This window comes from Methylobacterium sp. P5_C11 (assembly GCF_054049775.1).
The window spans coordinates 73678-91491 of record NZ_JBFULS010000014.1; the positions used below are offsets into that span (position 1 = coordinate 73678).

Annotated in this window: 14 protein-coding genes and 1 pseudogene; 12 read left to right on the top strand and 3 right to left on the bottom strand. The window is 64.7% G+C overall.

The genetic code is table 11. The features are described 5' to 3' along the window. Window positions 1-498 precede the first annotated feature (498 nt). Window positions 499-1230, top strand: coding sequence for a sigma-70 family RNA polymerase sigma factor (locus ACXJKQ_RS10295; RefSeq protein WP_457105685.1), 732 nt, complete (start codon window positions 499-501; stop codon window positions 1228-1230). A gap of 250 nt (window positions 1231-1480) precedes the next feature. On the opposite strand, the gene ACXJKQ_RS10300 is transcribed toward ACXJKQ_RS10295, so the two are convergent. Together ACXJKQ_RS10300 and ACXJKQ_RS10305 are read right to left on the bottom strand one after the other, a co-directional pair. After that, on the bottom strand, window positions 1481-2200 hold the full coding sequence (locus ACXJKQ_RS10300; protein WP_457105655.1) for a Crp/Fnr family transcriptional regulator: 720 nt from the start codon (window positions 2198-2200) through the stop codon (window positions 1481-1483). Window positions 2201-3274: 1074 nt separating this feature from the next. After that, complete coding sequence (locus ACXJKQ_RS10305) at window positions 3275-3736, bottom strand: SRPBCC family protein (protein ID WP_457105686.1); 462 nt, start codon at window positions 3734-3736, stop codon at window positions 3275-3277. Window positions 3737-4470: 734 nt separating this feature from the next. Between ACXJKQ_RS10305 and ACXJKQ_RS10310 the strand changes: the two genes are divergently transcribed. The 10 genes from ACXJKQ_RS10310 to ACXJKQ_RS10355 all read left to right on the top strand — a co-directional run bounded on the left by ACXJKQ_RS10310 (window position 4471) and on the right by ACXJKQ_RS10355 (window position 16089). After that, the gene (locus ACXJKQ_RS10310) at window positions 4471-5409 is read left to right on the top strand and encodes an SMP-30/gluconolactonase/LRE family protein (protein WP_457105656.1); all 939 of its coding nucleotides are present in this window, start codon (window positions 4471-4473) and stop codon (window positions 5407-5409) included. Window positions 5410-5605: 196 nt separating this feature from the next. Further along, window positions 5606-7393: a thiamine pyrophosphate-requiring protein gene (locus ACXJKQ_RS10315; RefSeq protein WP_457105657.1), complete on the top strand. Its 1788-nt coding sequence runs from the start codon at window positions 5606-5608 to the stop codon at window positions 7391-7393. 16 nt (window positions 7394-7409) lie between these two features. Continuing rightward, window positions 7410-8504: an enolase C-terminal domain-like protein gene (locus ACXJKQ_RS10320; protein ID WP_457105658.1), complete on the top strand. Its 1095-nt coding sequence runs from the start codon at window positions 7410-7412 to the stop codon at window positions 8502-8504. Between the two features lie 313 nt (window positions 8505-8817). Next, complete coding sequence (locus tag ACXJKQ_RS10325) at window positions 8818-9594, top strand: hypothetical protein (RefSeq protein WP_457105659.1); 777 nt, start codon at window positions 8818-8820, stop codon at window positions 9592-9594. Window positions 9595-9608: 14 nt separating this feature from the next. After that, window positions 9609-10268 (top strand): gluconate 2-dehydrogenase subunit 3 family protein, encoded by a 660-nt coding sequence (locus ACXJKQ_RS10330; RefSeq protein WP_457105660.1) that lies wholly within the window; start codon window positions 9609-9611, stop codon window positions 10266-10268. 15 nt (window positions 10269-10283) lie between these two features. Then, the gene (locus tag ACXJKQ_RS10335) at window positions 10284-11987 is read left to right on the top strand and encodes a GMC family oxidoreductase (protein WP_457105661.1); all 1704 of its coding nucleotides are present in this window, start codon (window positions 10284-10286) and stop codon (window positions 11985-11987) included. Window positions 11988-12075: 88 nt separating this feature from the next. After that, on the top strand, window positions 12076-12909 hold the full coding sequence (locus tag ACXJKQ_RS10340) for a COX aromatic rich motif-containing protein (RefSeq protein WP_457105662.1): 834 nt from the start codon (window positions 12076-12078) through the stop codon (window positions 12907-12909). Further along, window positions 12906-15008 (top strand): cbb3-type cytochrome c oxidase subunit I, encoded by a 2103-nt coding sequence (locus ACXJKQ_RS10345; protein ID WP_457105663.1) that lies wholly within the window; start codon window positions 12906-12908, stop codon window positions 15006-15008. Before ACXJKQ_RS10340 ends, ACXJKQ_RS10345 begins: the two co-directional genes overlap by 4 nt. Further along, window positions 15005-15631 (top strand): cytochrome c oxidase subunit 3, encoded by a 627-nt coding sequence (locus ACXJKQ_RS10350; RefSeq protein ID WP_457105664.1) that lies wholly within the window; start codon window positions 15005-15007, stop codon window positions 15629-15631. The genes ACXJKQ_RS10345 and ACXJKQ_RS10350 overlap by 4 nt, the downstream gene beginning before the upstream one ends. Before the next feature lie 29 nt (window positions 15632-15660). After that, window positions 15661-16089, top strand: coding sequence for a cytochrome o ubiquinol oxidase subunit IV (locus tag ACXJKQ_RS10355; RefSeq protein WP_457105665.1), 429 nt, complete (start codon window positions 15661-15663; stop codon window positions 16087-16089). A gap of 41 nt (window positions 16090-16130) precedes the next feature. Here the strand turns inward: ACXJKQ_RS10355 and ACXJKQ_RS10360 are convergent, their stop codons facing one another. After that, entirely contained in the window at window positions 16131-17165 is a 1035-nt protein-coding gene (locus tag ACXJKQ_RS10360; protein WP_457105666.1) for an SDR family oxidoreductase, read from the bottom strand. A 254-nt stretch (window positions 17166-17419) separates the two neighbouring features. On the opposite strand from ACXJKQ_RS10360, the pseudogene ACXJKQ_RS10365 reads away from it, so the two are divergent. Beyond that, window positions 17420-17809: pseudogene (locus tag ACXJKQ_RS10365) on the top strand (transposase family protein); the annotation flags it as partial. Window positions 17810-17814 lie beyond the last annotated feature (5 nt).

Consider the following 17814-nt stretch of genomic DNA (forward strand, 5'->3'; position numbering starts at 1 on the left):
TGATCCACGAAATGCTGCTTCCGGCTGAATTCTGGACTGAAGTTGAGAGCGCCGTCTCTGCAAATGTAGACGAGGCCCTTAACACAGGCAAACACCAGAGAGATGTAATCATCTCGTACTTACGTGATTTGGAAATCATGGCGCGCACCGCATGTGATCGGCGCCAGACCATCCAGATCATCGCCTCGGCCCGAAGCATTCTGGGAGACCGGACGCCTCTAGGGCCGGATGACGGCCCGTTCGCGTATGCGCCCGCGTGAATAGACCGGATATATTAGAGCGGCCGGATGCGCCATGGACGAGCATGCTTTCGAGATCCTGCTGGCTGAGTCTCGTTCGGATTTTCCGTCCGCTGCCGGACCGCTCCTGGGGAAGATCTTTGCCGTGTTGCCTCGTTCGTCTCCCTGAGCGCGTTTCGTCTGGAGAGTGTGAGTGAGCGGCAGACCAGCCGACAAGGCTCATCTGACACGGCAAGCTCTGAAGGAGTCGAGCGTGGGCATGGGGACGAACCGTGCACAGCCTGCCGCCGAAAGGACCGCGGAGCGATGGCCTATCCTCCCCGAGGCCATTGGTCAGCATCTTGGTCGCCTGCTGGCCTCCACCTACGAAGGTGCGTGCACTGGACCAAGTGCAAACGAGCGCTTCGCCGATCTCCTGGAGAGACTTGGGGCCACGCTGGACAAGGCGAACCGATGCGACACGGCAGAGTTTCAGGCCCGGTTGCTCGGCGTAGCCCCGGCTCTGCGTCAGTTCGCGCTCTCGTTGAGCCGTGACCCCACCGCCGCCGATGACCTCGTGCAAGAAACGCTGATGCGGGCGTGGCGAAGCCGAGGGCGCTTCGAGATCGGCACCAACTTTGAGGCGTGGACCTTCACGATCCTGCGCAACCACTTCTACACCAGCCAGCGCAAATCCCGTGAGCTTCCGGACGGGGACGGCGCACAAGCCGCTCGTCTGGCCGTCGCTCCCGAGCAGGGCGGCCACCTTGACTTGCTCGATCTCCAGGCCGCTCTCGCGCAACTGGCAGCACCGACGCGCGAGGCACTCGTGCTCGTGACGATTGAGGCTCTCTCCTATGAGCAAGCCGCCGCGATCATGGGCTGCGAACTCGGCACGGTGAAGAGCCGCGTCTCCCGCGCTCGCGACCAGCTTGCGCGGATGCTCGGCTATAAAGGCTTCGAGATCGGCGGAGACGGTGTCCTGCTCTCGGCGATGGCAGGACCGGGCTGATCAGATCGGCTGTTCGCTCGACCCGAAGCGTTACTCCGGAACGCCTTCCTCATATCCGGGCGCTCGCCCAAAGGCCGACCATGCCTGTCGAGTCCGACCCGCTCAGGAACGAGATCCAAGGAACGGGTCTGCCAGGCTCGGGCTGACGAACTGAAGATGAGCAAAGAGATGCGGGACACCTATGTGTGCGAGTGCCTCGCTGGTGAGCGACTGGAGCGGAGCAAGGCGCAAACAGAGTAGCTCTCGCTCGTCAGACCAACCCCACCGAGGGAGATGACGGGACCTGCAACCTTCGGTACTCGGCCCAGATCAGCCGGTGGCAGTCGCACGCGCCCTGCTCCAGCCCCGCGCGATCCCGCACCGTGATGCACGCGAACGACTGGCTCACGAGACCCGCTTTCTCTATCTTCTTGACGTGCTCGCTGACGCTGGGCCGACGCATCCCGAGATGGCCAGCGATGAGGCCGTGGCTGACGCAAATCTCGTCCTCGTCCAGCAGGTCCTGGGCCAGCAGCAGCCAGCGTCGCACGCGGTGTTCGACCGGGTGGCGCGCGTTGCAGAGCGCCGCCTGGGCGGCGTGGATCATGCGAACCTGGACGTAGGCCAGTGCCACGCGCCGGAGCCCGGTGTCCTTGCTGAAGAGTGCCTCGGCATCGGCGGCCTTCAGCCGGTAAGCCTCGCCCGCGGTCTGGACGATGATGCGCAGCGGTGAGCGCATGGTCCCGAGCACGAGCGGCAGTCCGGTCATGCCGAAGCGGCCGACCAGCCCCACACCGTGAGCACCATCGGCCTGCGTCCGCGCCTGAAGGGCAGCGAGCCCACGCTCGATGAAATAGATGTACGGGATGTCGGCTCGGGGCTCCTTTAGCACCTGCCGCCGACGCAGGGGCACAAGCTCCAGCAGCGGCTCAAGCTCGGCCCACTCAGCAGGGGGAAGCGCCGCCAGGATCAGATTGCGAGGATAAGGCAAGGTTAACTTTCAAGTCGAACCGCATGGTCTAGCAATATTACTGTCTTGGAAAAACGCAAATTACACTGTGGTAATGTGTTCGTAACTCAGGATGCCTGATTTAGATCACGCGTTTATAGTCAAGCATCTGCATGCTGGCGCCGCTCGGCTTGAGCGTCTAGAAACCCTGAACCCGCACGCCAATGGGCGACCCATAACCCTTGCGCATCGGCAAGCCTATCGTCCTAGCTGATAGGAAAATCAACTAAATTCTGCATTAGAAGCCGATGTAACCCATGCGCCTCGACCTGTTCTGCACAGGTCAACGGGGGAGGGAGCGTGCGTTCCAGCGCATGTCAAGAGAGTTCACGTTGGTCAAGCTTCAAGTGGATAGTGTGGATCAGCCGACCATATGCTCCTGAAAGTGAAGAAGCTCTCAGCAGTGCTGCCGGGATGAAGAACGGACGCTTTGCTGCCCGAGACCGTGATCCGACACGGTGTAGTTTAGACGTAGGAATCGTCGAGCAGGTACTCCTTCCCGGGAGCGCTTGGGAAGGCGGATGCGGGGTTCGGATCAGCGTTCGGGGACGTTGTTCTCCTGTGTGGACCTGGAAGCACGGGTCCGGTCCGACCATCAGTTGGTCGGGGCCAATGGTGCTTCGGGGTGGTGCTTGGGTCGTTCCGAGAGGGCGCTTGCGACCGTCTCGGACCGAGTGACGAAGCTGGATGGCAGCATGCTCCGTGCATCAGCGTGGGAACAGCGGCCTGATCTGTGCGAATAACGAGCAGACCAAGACGTTCATGGCGCCGAACGAGTGCGGGATGATGCAGATCCGCAGCGCTTGAACCGGGCGGCGGGATCTCGTCGGGCTCCGCCATGTCGATGTGTTCGACAGGGGACGGATGCGACGCCCTGAACGACGGCGGCGCAGCTACCCAGGATCGCCCGTGACTCGTTCGAGATCTCGGGGAGTAAATTATCCTGCGCGACGCTCCGCGCCAGCGGCTTCGACTCGCCCTCCGGCTATCGCGGTAGCCTCGACACCAGCCGCGATGCTCGCCGCGCCCCGAGAGGCCGCGATGGGAGTCGAGGCTCTACTTCAGCTTCTCGGACAGGCCCTTTAAGCCAGCCTCGTAGATGCCGCCGATCACCTCCGCGGCCTTAGCATCAGGTGCGCCCTTCGCGGTGAACGTGCCCGTCCACGGCACCTTCGAGCCCGCACCGTTCGGCGTGACCATGATGGTGGACCTGTAGTCCGACACCGGAAGCGGGCTCTCCAGGATCGTGTAGGTGTAGTCCATCTTGTTCTCGTCGCGCGCCTGCTGCTGCTCGACAATGATGCCGCCGCCTTTCAGGCTGGGGGTGCGCACGGGCTTACCATTTTGGGCCGAGGGTACGCACTTCTCGATCGCCGAATGCCAGTCGCCGATCCCGCAGAACTGGCCGATCGTCTTCCATACGGCGAAAGCCGGTGCCCCAATGTTGGTTGACTTGGAAACCTCCAGGACCACGGCTGGGAGTGTTGAAGTCAGAGCGAAGGTGCAAGTTCTGTAGATTGCGTAGAGGCGCAAAGAGCGAATTCTTATTCCGGCGGAGCGGATTTCTCTCCCTCAAGCTGGAGCCGGCGTGCGGGAGCGCCTGCCTTTTCTATTACAGGAGCGTGGTGCTCGACCCAAAATGGTGTGTCTTGACGGCATCAATGTGTGCGCGCATCAGACCCCCGGATCCCCACTCCCGGCCGGAACCCCAGCGGCTGCCTCGCGCGAAAACCGGTACGCGGCCGTACTGCTGCCGGAAGATTCGGTTTTTTGCGATGAAACAGTATCGCTCTTGAAACGTTATGTTATTGTTTACTAACTCTAGTGGACAGCTCATGCATAACTCGTCTAAATCTTCGCACGCTGCTGTTTTGTTTGTGGCTCTCGAAGTAGCCGCGTTTGTCAGCCCAGCTTCAGCTTTGACGAGGGGCTCCTCAACGAGCCTAGGTGCACCAGCTGATCTCGTGACCGACGTACAGAGGGTTCCCCGAGGGCACTGGATGATGCATCGAGACAGACATCATTACAGATCTCGGCGTCAGCGCCATCATCGGCGCATGTGGGGGAATTGAGTTAAACGGGGCTAGCTTCGGTCGCTTCTTGGCGCTGCTCGAACTCCCGATCAGTTGGCACGATTAAGCCAACGTTGCGCGAGGAGACTGGCGACGTTTTGGCGGACTGGGACGCGGAGCCGACCGTGAACCCCGCTATCGCCGAGCTTGCATTGCGCGGCTCCGAACGCTCGGAGGTCAATGATGCCGGATGTCGTTCGCCGGGCGGGATCACCGCATCCCGTCACCCACGTCGACCCCCCGCGTGCGCACGACACGCGCTTTGCCGAGGTAGTTCCGCACGGCGCGCGGCTGCTCTCCCTCTACGACCACGCAACCTTCAGCGAGGGGCCAGTCTGGTGGCCCGCCCGCCGGATGTTGGTCTGGTCCGATGTCGAGGGCCGACGTGTGCTCGGCTGGCGCGAGGACGGGTGCGTCGAGGTTGTTGTCGATGCCACGCCTTTTATCAACGGCCACACAGTCGATCGTGCGGGTAACCTCGTGCACTGTGAGCACGGGAACCGGCGCCTGTCGCGAACGACACCGGAGGGATGCTACGAGCCGCTGGTTGGGACCTACCAAGGACGGCGCTTCAATTCCCCCGATGATGTCGTCTGTGCTGCAGACGGTGCGCTCTGGTTCACCGATCCAAGCTATGGCCTGGTGCTGCCCAAGCAGGGCGCACTCGCCGAGCCCGAGCTCGACCATCGTAGCGTCTACCGCGTCGATCCGGCGACGGGCGAGGCGGCGCGAATGGCGGATCTGGAACAGCCCAACGGCCTCGCCTTCACCCCCGATGGCCGGACACTGTACGTCACCGATACCTCCCGCTCTCTCGGCGGGGACCGACACACGATCTTCACCTTCGACGTGACCGGGACGCAGAGGCTGGAGAATCAGCGTGTGTTCGCCGAGATTGAACCCGGTTTCCCGGATGGCGTGCGTGTCGATAGTCGCGGCTGGGTTTGGACGAGCTCGGAGGCCGGCGTGCAGGTCTTCGCGGGCGACGGGCACCGGCTCGGCCTGATCCCGACGCCCCAGACTTGCTCCAACCTATGCTTCGCCCCTGCTGAAACGCGCTTGTTTATCACCTCAAAGGCCCATCTCTACGCCCTCAATTTGGTCGGCGGCATAGGGTGAGGGAGCCGGCGATGCTCACGATATCATAAACGGGAAGCAGGAGGCGCTGGGAACCCCAGTTTCCAAAACCAGTCGCTCATCCGAACGACGAAGCGGGCTTTGTCACCGACGTTCATTTATTCACTCCTCCTCACCGACGGATTTCAATGCTCTATACGGCACATGTCGTAATGAGCGCTCGCAGGAGCAAAGATCTATGGCCGAGACTGTAGGCGATTTCTTCTGGAAGCGTCTCGCTGAGTGGGGCGTGAAGACGATCTTCGGCTACCCGGGCGACGGTATCAACGGTCTGCTCGGGTCGATGCAGCGCCTTGATCTGCCGTTCGAGTTCATCCAGGTCCGGCACGAGGAGATGGCGGCCTTCATGGCCTCGGCCTACGCCAAGTTCACCGGCGAGGTCGGCGTGTGCCTGGCCACCTCTGGACCAGGTGCAACGCATCTGCTCACTGGCATGTACGACGCTCGTCTCGACCACGTTCCGCTGCTCGCCATCGCCGGGCAGCAGGCGCGGAACGTCAACGGCGCGCATTACCAGCAGGAGTTTGACCTCACGAGCGTCTACAAGGACGTCGCTGCCTATGTGCAGCAGGCCTCCTCGCCGGCGCAGATCCGTCACATCGTCGATCGCGCCATGCGCATCGCCAAGGCGGAGCGGAAGGTCTCGGCCATCATCCTGCCGAACGACCTGCAGGACACACCCTACGAAGGGCCGGTGCGCAAGCACGGCAACACGTTCTCGGGGGTCGGCTACACCGCCCCGAAGGTCGTGCCGTTCGATGCTGACCTCAATCGCGCAGCCGACGTGCTCAATGCCGGCGAGAAGGTCGCGATCCTCGTGGGCGCTGGGGCGCTCCACGCCACCGACGAGGTGATCGCGGTGGCGAACAAGCTCCAGGCCGGCGTCGCCAAGGCGCTGCTCGGCAAGGCAGCGCTACCCGACGACTTGCCCTTCGTCACCGGCACAATCGGCCTGCTCGGCTCCAAGCCCTCCTCCGACATGATGGAGGAGTGCGACACCCTGCTGATGATCGGCTCCGGTTTCCCCTGGGCCGAGTTCCTACCCAAGGAGGGCCAAGCTCGAGGCGTGCAGATCGACATCGCACCGGAGATGCTGTCGCTGCGCTACCCCATGGAGGTGCCGCTCTGCGGCGAGTCCGGCGAGACGCTGCGCGCCCTGCTGCCGCTCTTGGAGCAGAAGAAGGCGGGCGGCTCTTGGCGCACCGGCATCGAGAAGGGGATGGTCTCCTGGTGGAAGGAGGCCGAGGATCGGGCGATGGCCAAGGCCAATCCCGTCAATCCGCAGCGCGTGACCTGGGAACTCTCGCCGCGCATGCCCGAGCGGGTGATCGTCACCTCGGATTCCGGTTCCTGCGCCAACTGGTACGCCCGCGATCTCAAGATGCGCCGCGGCCAAATGTGTTCGCTCTCAGGCGGGCTCGCCTCGATGGGCGCGGCTGTGCCCTACGCCATCGCGGCGAAGGTCGCCCATCCCGACCGGCCCGTGATCGCGCTCGTCGGCGACGGCGCCATGCAGATGAACAACATGGCCGAGCTGATCACCGTCTCGAAGTACATGCATCGCTGGCCGAACAAGACCTGGATCTGCTGCGTGTTCAACAACGAGGACCTGAACCAGGTTACCTGGGAACAGCGGGTGATGGAGGGCAATCCGAAGTTCGAGGCGAGCCAGGATATCCCGAATGTGCCCTACCACAAGTTCGCGGAGCTAATCGGCCTGAAGGGCATCTATGTCGACGATCCGGCCAAGGTCGGCTCCGCCTGGGACGAGGCCCTGGCGAGCCCGGTTCCGGTGGTGCTCGAGGTGAAGACCGATCCCGAGGTCCCGCCGTTGCCGCCGTTCTTCACCCTCCAGCAGGTGCAAAACTTCATGACGATGCTCGGCAAGGGAGACCCGAGGGAGGGCCATTTGCTGGCTGACACAGCGCGGCAGGTCCTGAGTTCCGTCCTTCCCGGCGGCAAGTAGAACGGGCATTGATCCGATGCGAGACGATCCGACGATCGCGTCGGTGCGGGCGCAGGCCTACACCGTGCCGACCGACGCGCCCGAAGCCGACGGCACCCTGGCCTGGGACCGGACGACGATCGTTGTCGTACACGTCGAGGCCGGGGGCGAGACCGGCATGGGCTTCAGCTACACGGACGCCAGCGTCGCGGGGCTGATCGGCAACACTCTCCGAGCCAAGATCGATGGATTGTCCGCCCTCGATCTACCGCGGGCGAACGCGGTACTCCGCGGTGCGGTGCGCAACCTCGGCCGCTCCGGGCTCGCGGCGAACGCCGTCTCGGCTCTCGACACGGCTCTCTGGGACCTCAAAGCCCGCCTCCTCGGGCTGCCGCTCGCACGGCTGTTTGGGCAAGCGCGCGCGAGCGCGGCAATCTACGGCAGCGGCGGCTTCACCAGCTACGACGACCGGCAGTTGCACGAGCAACTCGCTCGCTGGGTGGAGGTCGACGGCTGCGGTGCGGTGAAGATGAAGGTCGGCAGCGAGCCGGCCCGCGATCCCGCCCGGATGGCAGCGGCCAAGCAGGCCATCGGCGATGCGACTCTGTTCATCGATGCCAACGGCGCCTTCACATCCAAGGCCGCCATCACCTTCGCTGAGGCGGCAGAGGAATTTGGCGTCGCGTGGTTCGAGGAACCAGTGACGAGCGACGACCCGGCTGGGCTCGCGGTCGTGCGCGCCGCCGCGCCACCCGGAATGGAGATCGCGGCGGGCGAGTACGTCTACACGCTGGAGGACATGCGTGGGCTCCTCGCAGCAGGTGCCGTCGATGTGGCGCAGGCGGATGTCACCCGTTGCGGCGGCTACACGGGCTTTATCCACGCCGCGGTTCTCTGCGAGGCGGCGCATCTCGACCTCTCCGGCCATTGCGCGCCGGCCCTGCACCTGCCCGTCGCAGTGGCCGTGCCCCGCTTCCGGCACCTGGAATGGTTCCACGACCACGTGCGGATAGAGCGAATACTGTTCGACGGTGCCCCGGAGCCGCGGGACGGGTCGATCAGACCGGACCTGTCGCGGCCAGGCCACGGCCTCGTCCTCAAGTCGCAGGATGCCGATGTCTATGCCGTCTGACCGCTCGCCACGCCCTCCAGAGCGTCACCGGGCTGCGCCGCACGCCGCTGATCGGCACAGCCCTCGCACACCGCTCATCCGCCGCCGTGTCGCGCCGCTGCGCCCGAAGGCGGCCTTGCATCCTGTCTTGGTGCTCGCTGCCTCGGCCGCGGCCGCCGGCCTGCTTACCTGGTTCGCCGCCGGACGCTCGAAGCGGCTCGGCCCGGCCTCGCATGCCGGACGGCAAGCCTCACCCGACCGCGGGCGCAGTTATGGACGGCGCGGTGCGGAGGTCACTGCCAGCGCTGCGCAGCGCCTGAACCACGCCTCGTCCATGCTCGCCGCCTCGGTGCTTTTCGACTCCGGGCTGGAGCATTACCGCGGCCAGTTCTTCAACCGGGCGATGTACACGCCGATCGTCGTGTCGAGCGTCACGCTGGCCTCCTCGCTGCACGGCGCCGGCGACACCGATCCGGGCAGCTCACACGTGCGCCACGCCGTGCAGGCGCTCGCCGGCATCACGGGCCTCGTCGGCTTCGGCTTCCACGCCTACAATGTCGGCAAGCGCGAGGGCGGCTACTCCTTCCAGAACCTGTTCTACGCTGCTCCGATCGGCGCGCCGATGGCGCTGACGCTCGCCGGGGTGCTCGGTGTCGTCGCCGAGCGGGTGCGCGATGCCGATCTGGACGCACCGCATCTCGCCGACCTACCCGCCGGCAAGGCGCTGGCCTTGGCCACCGCCGGGATGCTGCTCGGCACCACCGCGGAGGCCGGGTTGCTGCATTTCCGCGGCGCCTTCCAGAATCCGGCCATGCTGGTGCCGGTGTCGCTGCCGCCGCTCGGCGCTGCGGCGCTGGTGCTCGCCGCAACCCGCGCGCCCGGTACGCCCCAGACCGACGCTAAGGTGGCGATGTGGGCCGTCTCGGCCATGGGGATCGCGGGCGTAGCCTTCCACGCCTACGGCGTCGCTCGGATGATGGGTGGCTGGAGCAACTGGCGCCAAAACCTCATCGACGGTCCGCCGCTGCCGGCTCCGCCCTCTTTCTCCGGCGTTGCGCTCGGAGGCTTAGCCGCCATCGAACTCATCGAACGTCATCGTTCCCGATTCTAGTCCCGCGAGGTCCCATGCACTCCCGTAAAGACCTCTTCCCCGGCTACGACGTGCTGGCCAAACGCGACACCCCGTCGTGGAATGCCAAGACTCGGGCGGTCATCGACGAGCGGCTGGCGATCACGCCCGAGACGCACCGCTTCCTCGAATCGGCGGAATTCGCCACCCTGCAGGCGATTGCCGACCGCATCGTACCCCAGCCTTCGGACCGTACCGAGCCGGTGCCGATGGCGGCAATGGTCGATCGCAAGCTCGCGAGTGGCGAGCACGACGGCTACCGCTACGCAGGTCTTCCCGAGCAGGGCGAGGCGTGGCGACGCGGCCTCAAGGCCCTGGAGGCCGAAGCGCAACAGGCCTTCAGCGCTCCTTTCCACGGTCTCGGTGCCTGGGCGCGGGACGAGTTGCTGAAGGCCTGTGAAAAGGGTGAGCTTAAGAGTTTTGCTTGGGACGGCATGCCGAGCGATCTGTTCTTCAAGAGGCGGCTCATCCCCGATCTCGTGAAGGCCTACTACGCCCACCCCACCGCCTGGAACGAGATCGGCTGGGGCGGCCCGGCGAGCCCGCGCGGCTACGTGCGCATGGACTTCGACCGGCGCGACCCGTGGGAAGCGGCCGAGAGCTACCCCGGCCGTGAGAGCGAGGCCCGCGCCGAAAACCTGCGCGTCGGCCGCTGAGGATCGTTGAGCGACATGCGTCTTTCAGGAATTGGCAACGCCGCGGACAACCCGCGTTTCGGCACGCCGGCCGATGACCCGATGCACCGGCCCCGTGCCGCCCAGGGCCGCGCGCCCAACGTGATGCGCATGGGCGAGTGGGTGCCGATGCGCCAGTTTCGTGACGAGGAGGAGGTCGACTTCGTCATCGTAGGCACCGGCGCGGGCGGTGGCACGCTGGCCTGCCGCCTGGCCGAGCACGGCTTTACTGTGGCGGCGCTCGATGCCGGCGCGTACTGGCGACCCCTCGAAGACTTCGCCTCCGACGAGATGCACCAATCGAAACTCTACTGGACGGACGAGCGCATCGTCGACGGCGAGAACCCGCTGCAGATGGGCTCGAACAATTCCGGAAAGGCGGTCGGCGGCTCCACCGTGCACTACGCCATGGTAGCCCTGCGCTTCCGCCCCGAGTGGTTCAAGGCGCGCACCCTGCTGGGCTACGGCGCCGACTGGCCTGTCGATTGGCGGGAGATGTGGCACTACTACGATCAGGTTGAGGACGACCTGAAGATCTCCGGTCCGGTCACCTATCCGTGGGGACCGAAGCGCCCGCGCTACCGCTACCGCGCTCACGAGCTGAACGCCGCCGCCAAGGTGCTTGCCCGCGGGGCTGAGGCGATGGGCATCGGCTGGACGCCGACGCCGCTGGCGACGGTTTCGGCGCCACGCGGCGACAGCCCTCCTTGTGTCTACCGCGGCTTCTGTACGCTCGGCTGCTCGACCAATGCCAAGCAGAGCGTGCTCGTGACCTACCTGCCGCGCGCACTCGCGGCCGGCGCAGAGATCCGCGATCTCGCCATGGTCGGGCGGATCGAGACTAAGGACGGGCGCGCCATCGGTGTGCATTACTATCGCGATGGCCGCTGGCGCTTCCAGCGGGCCAAGAACGTGGTGGTGGCCGGCTACGCGATCGAGACGCCACGCCTGCTCCTGATGTCGGCTAACCGCGAGTTCCCGGACGGGCTGGCCAACTCATCGGGCCTGGTGGGAAAGAACCTCACAGTTCAGGGCAATCAGGCCGTCTGGGGGGACTTCGAGGAGGAGATCCGATCCTACAAGGGGCCGCCATCCCTCGCCGTCTCGGAGCACTGGAACTACGAGGATCGCGGCAAGGACTGCTTCGGCGGCTACTGCTACATGAGCCAGGGCCCGCTCCCGACGCTTTGGGGCAGCACACAGTCCGGCGCGCACGGCCTCTGGGGCGAGGCGCTGGTCTCCGAGATGCAGCGCTACAACCATGTCGCCGGCCTGAAGGTCGTCTCCGAGTACATGCCGCAGGAGCGCAACCGGGTCACGCTCTCGGACGTGAAGGATCAGTACGGACTGCCGGTCGCGCACATCACCTATTCCTGGTGCGACAACGACAAGGCCATGAACCGGCACGCGCTCCGCTTCATGGGGCAGGCGCTGGCCGCTGCTGGCGGGCGCAACATCTGGGAACAGGGTGACGACACCTGCCACCTCTACGGCACCGCCCGCATGGGTGACGACCCGAAGACTTCCGTGGTGAACGGCGATTGCCGCTCCTGGGACATCCCCAACCTGTGGGTCTGCGACGGCTCGGTCTTCCCCACGGTGGGCGGCGTAAACCCCTCACTCACCATCCAGGCCATCGCCCTGCGTACCGCCGACCGCGTCAAGGCAAGCGCCAGGGCCGGAGGGGACCGCCGTGGCTGATCCAATCTGGATGCACAGAGACGGCGGAGCGTACCGGTCACTCCGCAGGGCAAGTGCTATTCTAGCTCGGCTGGCGGCCGTGGTTGCGGTGGGCGAACTCGGCGGCTGCGGCATACTCAATCACGGCTTCTTGGGCGCGGCCGGGCCGGTCGCCGACCAGACCCGTGGCTTGTTCCTGCTCGCCTGCTTCATCCTGCTCTTCGTCGTCGGACCCGTGCTGCTGCTGACACCGATCGTGGCGTGGCATTATCGAATCTCGAACACGAACAGCGCTTACCGCCCGAAATGGGCCTTCAACTGGCCGCTCGAAGGCCTGATCTGGATCCCGCCCCTCATCATCGTAGCAGTACTCGCGGTGTTCCTGTGGCGTGATACCCACGCGCTCGATCCATACAAGCCGCTGGCCTCGCTTAATCCACCGGTCGAGGTCCAAGTGGTGGCGCTCGATTGGAAGTGGCTGTTCATCTACCCCGAAGAAGGAGTGGCAACGGTCAACCAGTTCGTCCTTCCCGTCGGCCGCCCAGTTCACCTCAGCCTGACCAGCGCCACGGTCATGCAGTCGTTCTTCGTGCCCAAGCTCGGTGGGCAGATCTACGCAATGGCCGGCATGACGACGCAGCTCCATCTCGAAGCGACCGAAGCAGGACGCTTCCGCGGCGAGAACACGCAGTTCAACGGGAAGGGCTTCCCGAAAGAGAAATTCCCCGTGCTCGCAAATTCGGCCGACCAGTACGCGGACTGGCTGGCGCAGGTGCGGTCAAGCGGCAGGACTTTGGACATGAAAGCCTTCGAGTCGCTGTCCGAGCCCTCCATTCCGGAGAGTCCAATCCGGTTTGGGTCGGTCGCGCCGGACCTGTTCAAGCACATCCTCCAGCAGTTCCATCCCGGCGTTCGCGCCGCCCAAGGACGATACCACCAATGAGCGACGGCAGCCTCTGGTACGTCCTGTTCGGCCGCCTCGACGCGAAGGCGTTTCCCTTCGTGCGCGCCTGGGAAAATCCTAACATTAGCGAGATCATCGGCGCCTTCGCTGGTGCCTTGGTCGTAATCGGTGCAGTCGCCCTCGTGGCGCTGCTGACCTGGAAGCGCTGGTGGCGGCCGTTGTTCTTTGAGTGGCTGACCAGCCTCGATCACAAGAAGATCGGCATCATGTACATCGTGCTCGCCGGTGTGATGTTCTCGCGTGCGCTGATCGAGGCGGTGCTGATGCGCACCCAACAGGCTCTCGCGATTAATGACCCCGGCATCGTCGGACCAGAGCATTTTGCGCAATTGTTCAGCACGCACGGCAGCATCATGATCTTCTTCATGGCCATGCCGTTCCTCACGGGCCTGATCAACTACGTCGTCCCGCTCCAGATCGGCGCTCGCGACGTCGCCTTCCCGCTGCTCAACTCGATCAGCCTGATGCTGACGGGGGGCGGGGCCGGGCTGGTGATGATCTCGCTCGTACTTGGTAAGTTCTCTACCGGCGGCTGGTCCGGCTACCCGCCCTACACCGAGATTGCGTATCAGCCCGGCGTCGGCCCCGACTACTGGATCTGGGCGATCACCCTGTCGTCGATCGGCACGACCCTGTCGGGCCTCAACTTCGCGGCGACGATTTACAAGAAGCGCTGCCCCGGCATGCAGCTCATGCGCATGCCGCTCTTTTGCTGGACCACACTGTGCACCGCGATCCTGATGATTTTCGCGATGCCGCCGCTGACCGTGGCGACCGCCCTGCTCGCCCTCGATCGCTACCTCGACTACCATTTCTTCACCAACGATCTCGGCGGCAACGTGATGAACTACGTGAATCTCTTCTGGCTGTTCGGCCACCCGGAGGTTTACATCGTCATTCTGCCATCCTTCGGCATCTATTCAGAAGTAGTATCAGCCTTCTCGTCGAAGGAACTCTACGGCTACACGTCGCTCGTCATCGCGACTATGGCGATTGCCCTTTTGTCGTTCACGGTATGGCTGCACCACTTCTTCACGATGGGTCAGAGCCCTGACATCAATTCCTATTTCGGGATCGCGACGATGCTGATCGGCGTGCCCACCGGCGTGAAAGTCTACGACTGGATCTGGACGATGTTCCGGGGCGAGGTGCGCTTCACCCCGCCGATGCTGTTCTCGATCGCCTTCATCGTTACCTTCGTGCTCGGCGGTTTCTCCGGCATCCTGCTCGCGATCCCGCCGATCGACTTCATGGTCCACAACACCGTCTTCCTGGTCGCGCATTTCCACAACGTGCTCATTCCCGGCACGCTCTACGGCCTGATCGCCGGCTACCAGTACTGGTTCCCAAAGGCGTTCGGGTTCCGTCTATCGGAAGGCTGGGGCAAGATCTCCTTCATCTGCTGGGTTGCCGGCTTCTACCTCGCCTTCATGCCGCTCTACGTGCTCGGTCTCGGAGGCATGCCGCGACGCTCCCAGGCCCTGTTCGAGCCCGACTACTGGCCCTGGCTCCTCGTTGCGGAGATCGGGGCCTTCATCCTGCTCGCCGGCCTCCTAAGCCTGTTCGTGCAGCTCTGGGTCAGCGTGCGCGATCGCGAGAGCAACCGCGTGCCGGTCGGCGATCCCTGGGATGCGCGCAGCCTGGAGTGGTCGGTCTCCGCGCCACCGCCGGAGTACAACTTCGCGACAATCCCGCATGTCAGCGGGCGTGACACGTTTTACCTGCGCAAAGTCCATGGAGGTGCCTACAAGCCCGCTGACCATTACCGCGGCATCGAGATGCCGAAGAACAGCTGGGTCGGGCCACTGGTCGGCTTCGGCGGTGCGGTCTGCACCTTCGGCCTGGTCTGGCATATCTGGTGGATGGCGCTACTCGGCTTTGCGGCGATCTGGCTGCCTGTGATCGCGCGCAGCTTCGTGCGCGACACGCACCGCTGGATTCCCGCAGCCGAGGTGGAGGCCGAGGATCGCCACTGGCTAGACCTCGCGCACGCCACACGCCCCGTGCCGCGCCAGCACGAAGAGAGCCAAGCCAATCGCGGGCTCGCGAAGATCATCCCGGCTGAGGTGGCAGCATGACCGGCCCGCAACTCCGGCACGTCGGCCTCAACCTCCAGGGTTCTAACCATCTTGAACTCCACGAGGCCGAGACCAGTCTTTACGGGTTCTGGATCTTCCTCATGAGTGACGCGATGGTGTTCGCGCTGCTCTTCGCGGTCTACGGCACCCAAGTCGCCGCCACGGCGGGTGCGCCGGGACCGGAGGCCGAGTTCAAGCTCGGCAGCGCCTTCATCGAGACAGTGTTCCTGCTCACGAGCAGCCTGACCTTCGGGCTCGCCTCGATCGCGATGAAGTACGATCGTTCTCACACGAAGCTCGTCGCGCTGCTCTGCTTGACCCTTGTTCTCGGGATGGCGTTCCTGGGCTTCGAGTTGCACGATTTCGCGACGATGTTCTCCGACAACGCCACGCCTGACCGTAGCGGCTTCCTCTCCGTCTTCTTCGCCCTGGTGCCGACGCATGGCCTCCACGTCACGGCGGGCTGCATCTGGATCGTCGTGACGCTCGTGCAGATCGCGATTTTCGGGACCGATGCACGTGTCAAGCTGAACGTCTTGAAGCTCGGCCTGTTCTGGCACTTCCTCGACATCATCTGGATCGCGATCTTCTCGGTCGTCTACCTGCAGGGAAAACTCGGATGAGTGCGCAGGGCCAAACAAGAGCGAGGGTCTTGCTGAAAGCCGCGGGCGCCGCCGCCGTGCTCAGCACCTCCAGGCTGCTGTTTGGTGGTGCTGGAAGACTGGGAGGGCAGCCTCAGCGCGATGAGCCCCGCAACCAGAAGCCCGCCGACGATGGGTCGCATTCCAAGCGCACCGACCTGATCACCTACGGGACTGGTTACGTCCTGGCCCTGGTGCTGACCTGTTCCGCCTTCGCGCTCGTACACTGGCACTGGGCGAGTGGCGCGACCGCGCTCGGCGTCATCTTCGCCCTCGCGTTGATCCAGGCGATCGTGCATTTCCGCTGCTTCCTGCACGTCAGCCTGGGTCGCTCGGCCCGCGACGACCTCGAGCTGATCCTATTCTCCACCCTGACCATCGCCTTGATGACGGGCGGCACGCTCGTCGTGCTGTTCAACCTCCGCATGCGCATGATGTAGCCGGCCACGCGGCACTCGCCGCTTCAGCCGGCGACATCCGCTCAGCGATGCCGCAGCCGCCGCGGCTCGTTGACGGACCGCGCAGCAGCCACAGCGCCGACGACGGAGGCGCCGAGCGCCGTCGCGATGCCGAGCTTGAGCCAGCGCGGATCGGCCGCCGGAACGGTGGAGACCGCGCGATCGTCGAAGCGGCCATGTGCGCCTGGATCCGTGTCGACCGGCTCGTAGAGGTTGTCCGGGCGGTTCTCCATCGCGGCCTGATCGGTCATCTCGCCGCGATAGCCGTGCCGAGCGAGGTAGCCGTCGATACAGCCGGGCACGACCATGTTTCCGAGGATCGCCTTCCAGGTTGGGAAACCGATCCACAGCTCCCGCGGGGTGTCGTGCGCGGCGCAGTAGACGTGGCGGGCGATCGCCTCAGGCTGGTAGATCGGCGGCACCGGCTCGAGCTTGCGCGGCATGCGCGAGCGCGCCCAGTCGAACTGGGGCGTGTTGACGGCGGGGAGCTGCACCATCGTCAGCCGCACCCGGCTGCCGTCGTGCAGGAGTTCGCTGCGCAGCGAGTCGAGGAAGCCGCGCACCGCGGCCTTCGCGGCGCAGTAGCTCGACTGCAGCGGGATTGAACGGTAGGCGAGCGCCGAGCCGATGCAGATGATGCTGCCTGCATCGCGCTTAGTCATGTGCTTGAGCGCCGCGAGCGTGCCGTAGACCTGGCCGAGGTACGTGACTTCGGTAGCCTGCTTGTACTCGTCGGGCCTCGTCTGCTGAACGGGCGCGTAGATCGTGACCATCGCGACATTGATCCAGACGTCGATGGCACCGAATTCTTTGACGGTCTCATCAGCCGCTCGCATGACAGCATCGGCGTCGGCCACGTCAACTTGATGAGCCATGGCGCGGCCGCCGGCCTGCTCGATGTCCCGCACAGTCCCCTTCAGCCCGGTCTCGCCGCGGGCGAGAACCGAGACGTTCCAGCGATGGCGGGCAAACTCGTGCGCGATGGCCCGTCCGACACCGGCGCTGGCACCCGTTACAACCACGGTCGGACGCCGGTCATTGGCTTCTTTGCTGTCCATAAATCATCCTTTTCTTCAATGCACCGCGATCCATAGGAGGACCGATCAATTGGGCGGAACGTCAGCCTGACGCCAACCATACTGCCAGCACTCCGTTCCGAAGGGCCCATGCAAGACATGTAACCTATGGTACAACTTTGAGAGCCTGCAGTTCATGATTGGCCCCCACGAGGTGGCTCTCCGTCGGGTTTGGTGGAAAGTTAGCGTGACGGTTAGCCCGTAGCGAAGGTCTTCGTCACGACGCAGATCAGGGCATGACCCTGCTCTGCCCACTGCCCGGCTGTCGCTTCGTTCGTGTCGTACGGGACGGCCCGGGCGCCCTCCCCGTCCTCGCCCAAGCTCGGCACGATCATGCCCGCTGCCCGACATGTCGGACCCTCAGCACGTCGGTCCATAGCCGCCACCATCGATGGCCCACCGACCTGCGGGTCAGCGGCAATGCGGTCCGTCTGCAACTGACGGTCCGGCGCTTCTACTGCCGCGACCCGGCCTGCCCCCGCCACACCTTCGCCGAGCGCTTCCCGTATCTGCTCGTCCGCCACRCCCAGCGCACCCGGCGGCTCGTCCAGGCCCAGGCTCGGACCGGTCTCGCGCTCGGCCGCCAGCCTGCGGCCCGGCTGCTCGCGTACTTGGCCATGCCAACCTGACC

What these genes read in the sequence shown, in the direction of transcription:
- ACXJKQ_RS10310 (WP_457105656.1), top strand. Translation starts at nt 4,471, where the DNA reads ATGATGCCGGATGTCGTTCGCCGGGCGGGATCACCGCATCCCGTCACC.
- ACXJKQ_RS10295 (WP_457105685.1), top strand. Translation starts at nt 499, where the DNA reads ATGGGGACGAACCGTGCACAGCCTGCCGCCGAAAGGACCGCGGAGCGA.
- ACXJKQ_RS10360 (WP_457105666.1), bottom strand. Translation starts at nt 17,165, where the DNA reads ATGGACAGCAAAGAAGCCAATGACCGGCGTCCGACCGTGGTTGTAACG.
- ACXJKQ_RS10325 (WP_457105659.1), top strand. Translation starts at nt 8,818, where the DNA reads ATGCTCGCCGCCTCGGTGCTTTTCGACTCCGGGCTGGAGCATTACCGC.
- ACXJKQ_RS10350 (WP_457105664.1), top strand. Translation starts at nt 15,005, where the DNA reads ATGACCGGCCCGCAACTCCGGCACGTCGGCCTCAACCTCCAGGGTTCT.
- ACXJKQ_RS10315 (WP_457105657.1), top strand. Translation starts at nt 5,606, where the DNA reads ATGGCCGAGACTGTAGGCGATTTCTTCTGGAAGCGTCTCGCTGAGTGG.
- ACXJKQ_RS10330 (WP_457105660.1), top strand. Translation starts at nt 9,609, where the DNA reads ATGCACTCCCGTAAAGACCTCTTCCCCGGCTACGACGTGCTGGCCAAA.
- ACXJKQ_RS10335 (WP_457105661.1), top strand. Translation starts at nt 10,284, where the DNA reads ATGCGTCTTTCAGGAATTGGCAACGCCGCGGACAACCCGCGTTTCGGC.
- ACXJKQ_RS10345 (WP_457105663.1), top strand. Translation starts at nt 12,906, where the DNA reads ATGAGCGACGGCAGCCTCTGGTACGTCCTGTTCGGCCGCCTCGACGCG.
- ACXJKQ_RS10320 (WP_457105658.1), top strand. Translation starts at nt 7,410, where the DNA reads ATGCGAGACGATCCGACGATCGCGTCGGTGCGGGCGCAGGCCTACACC.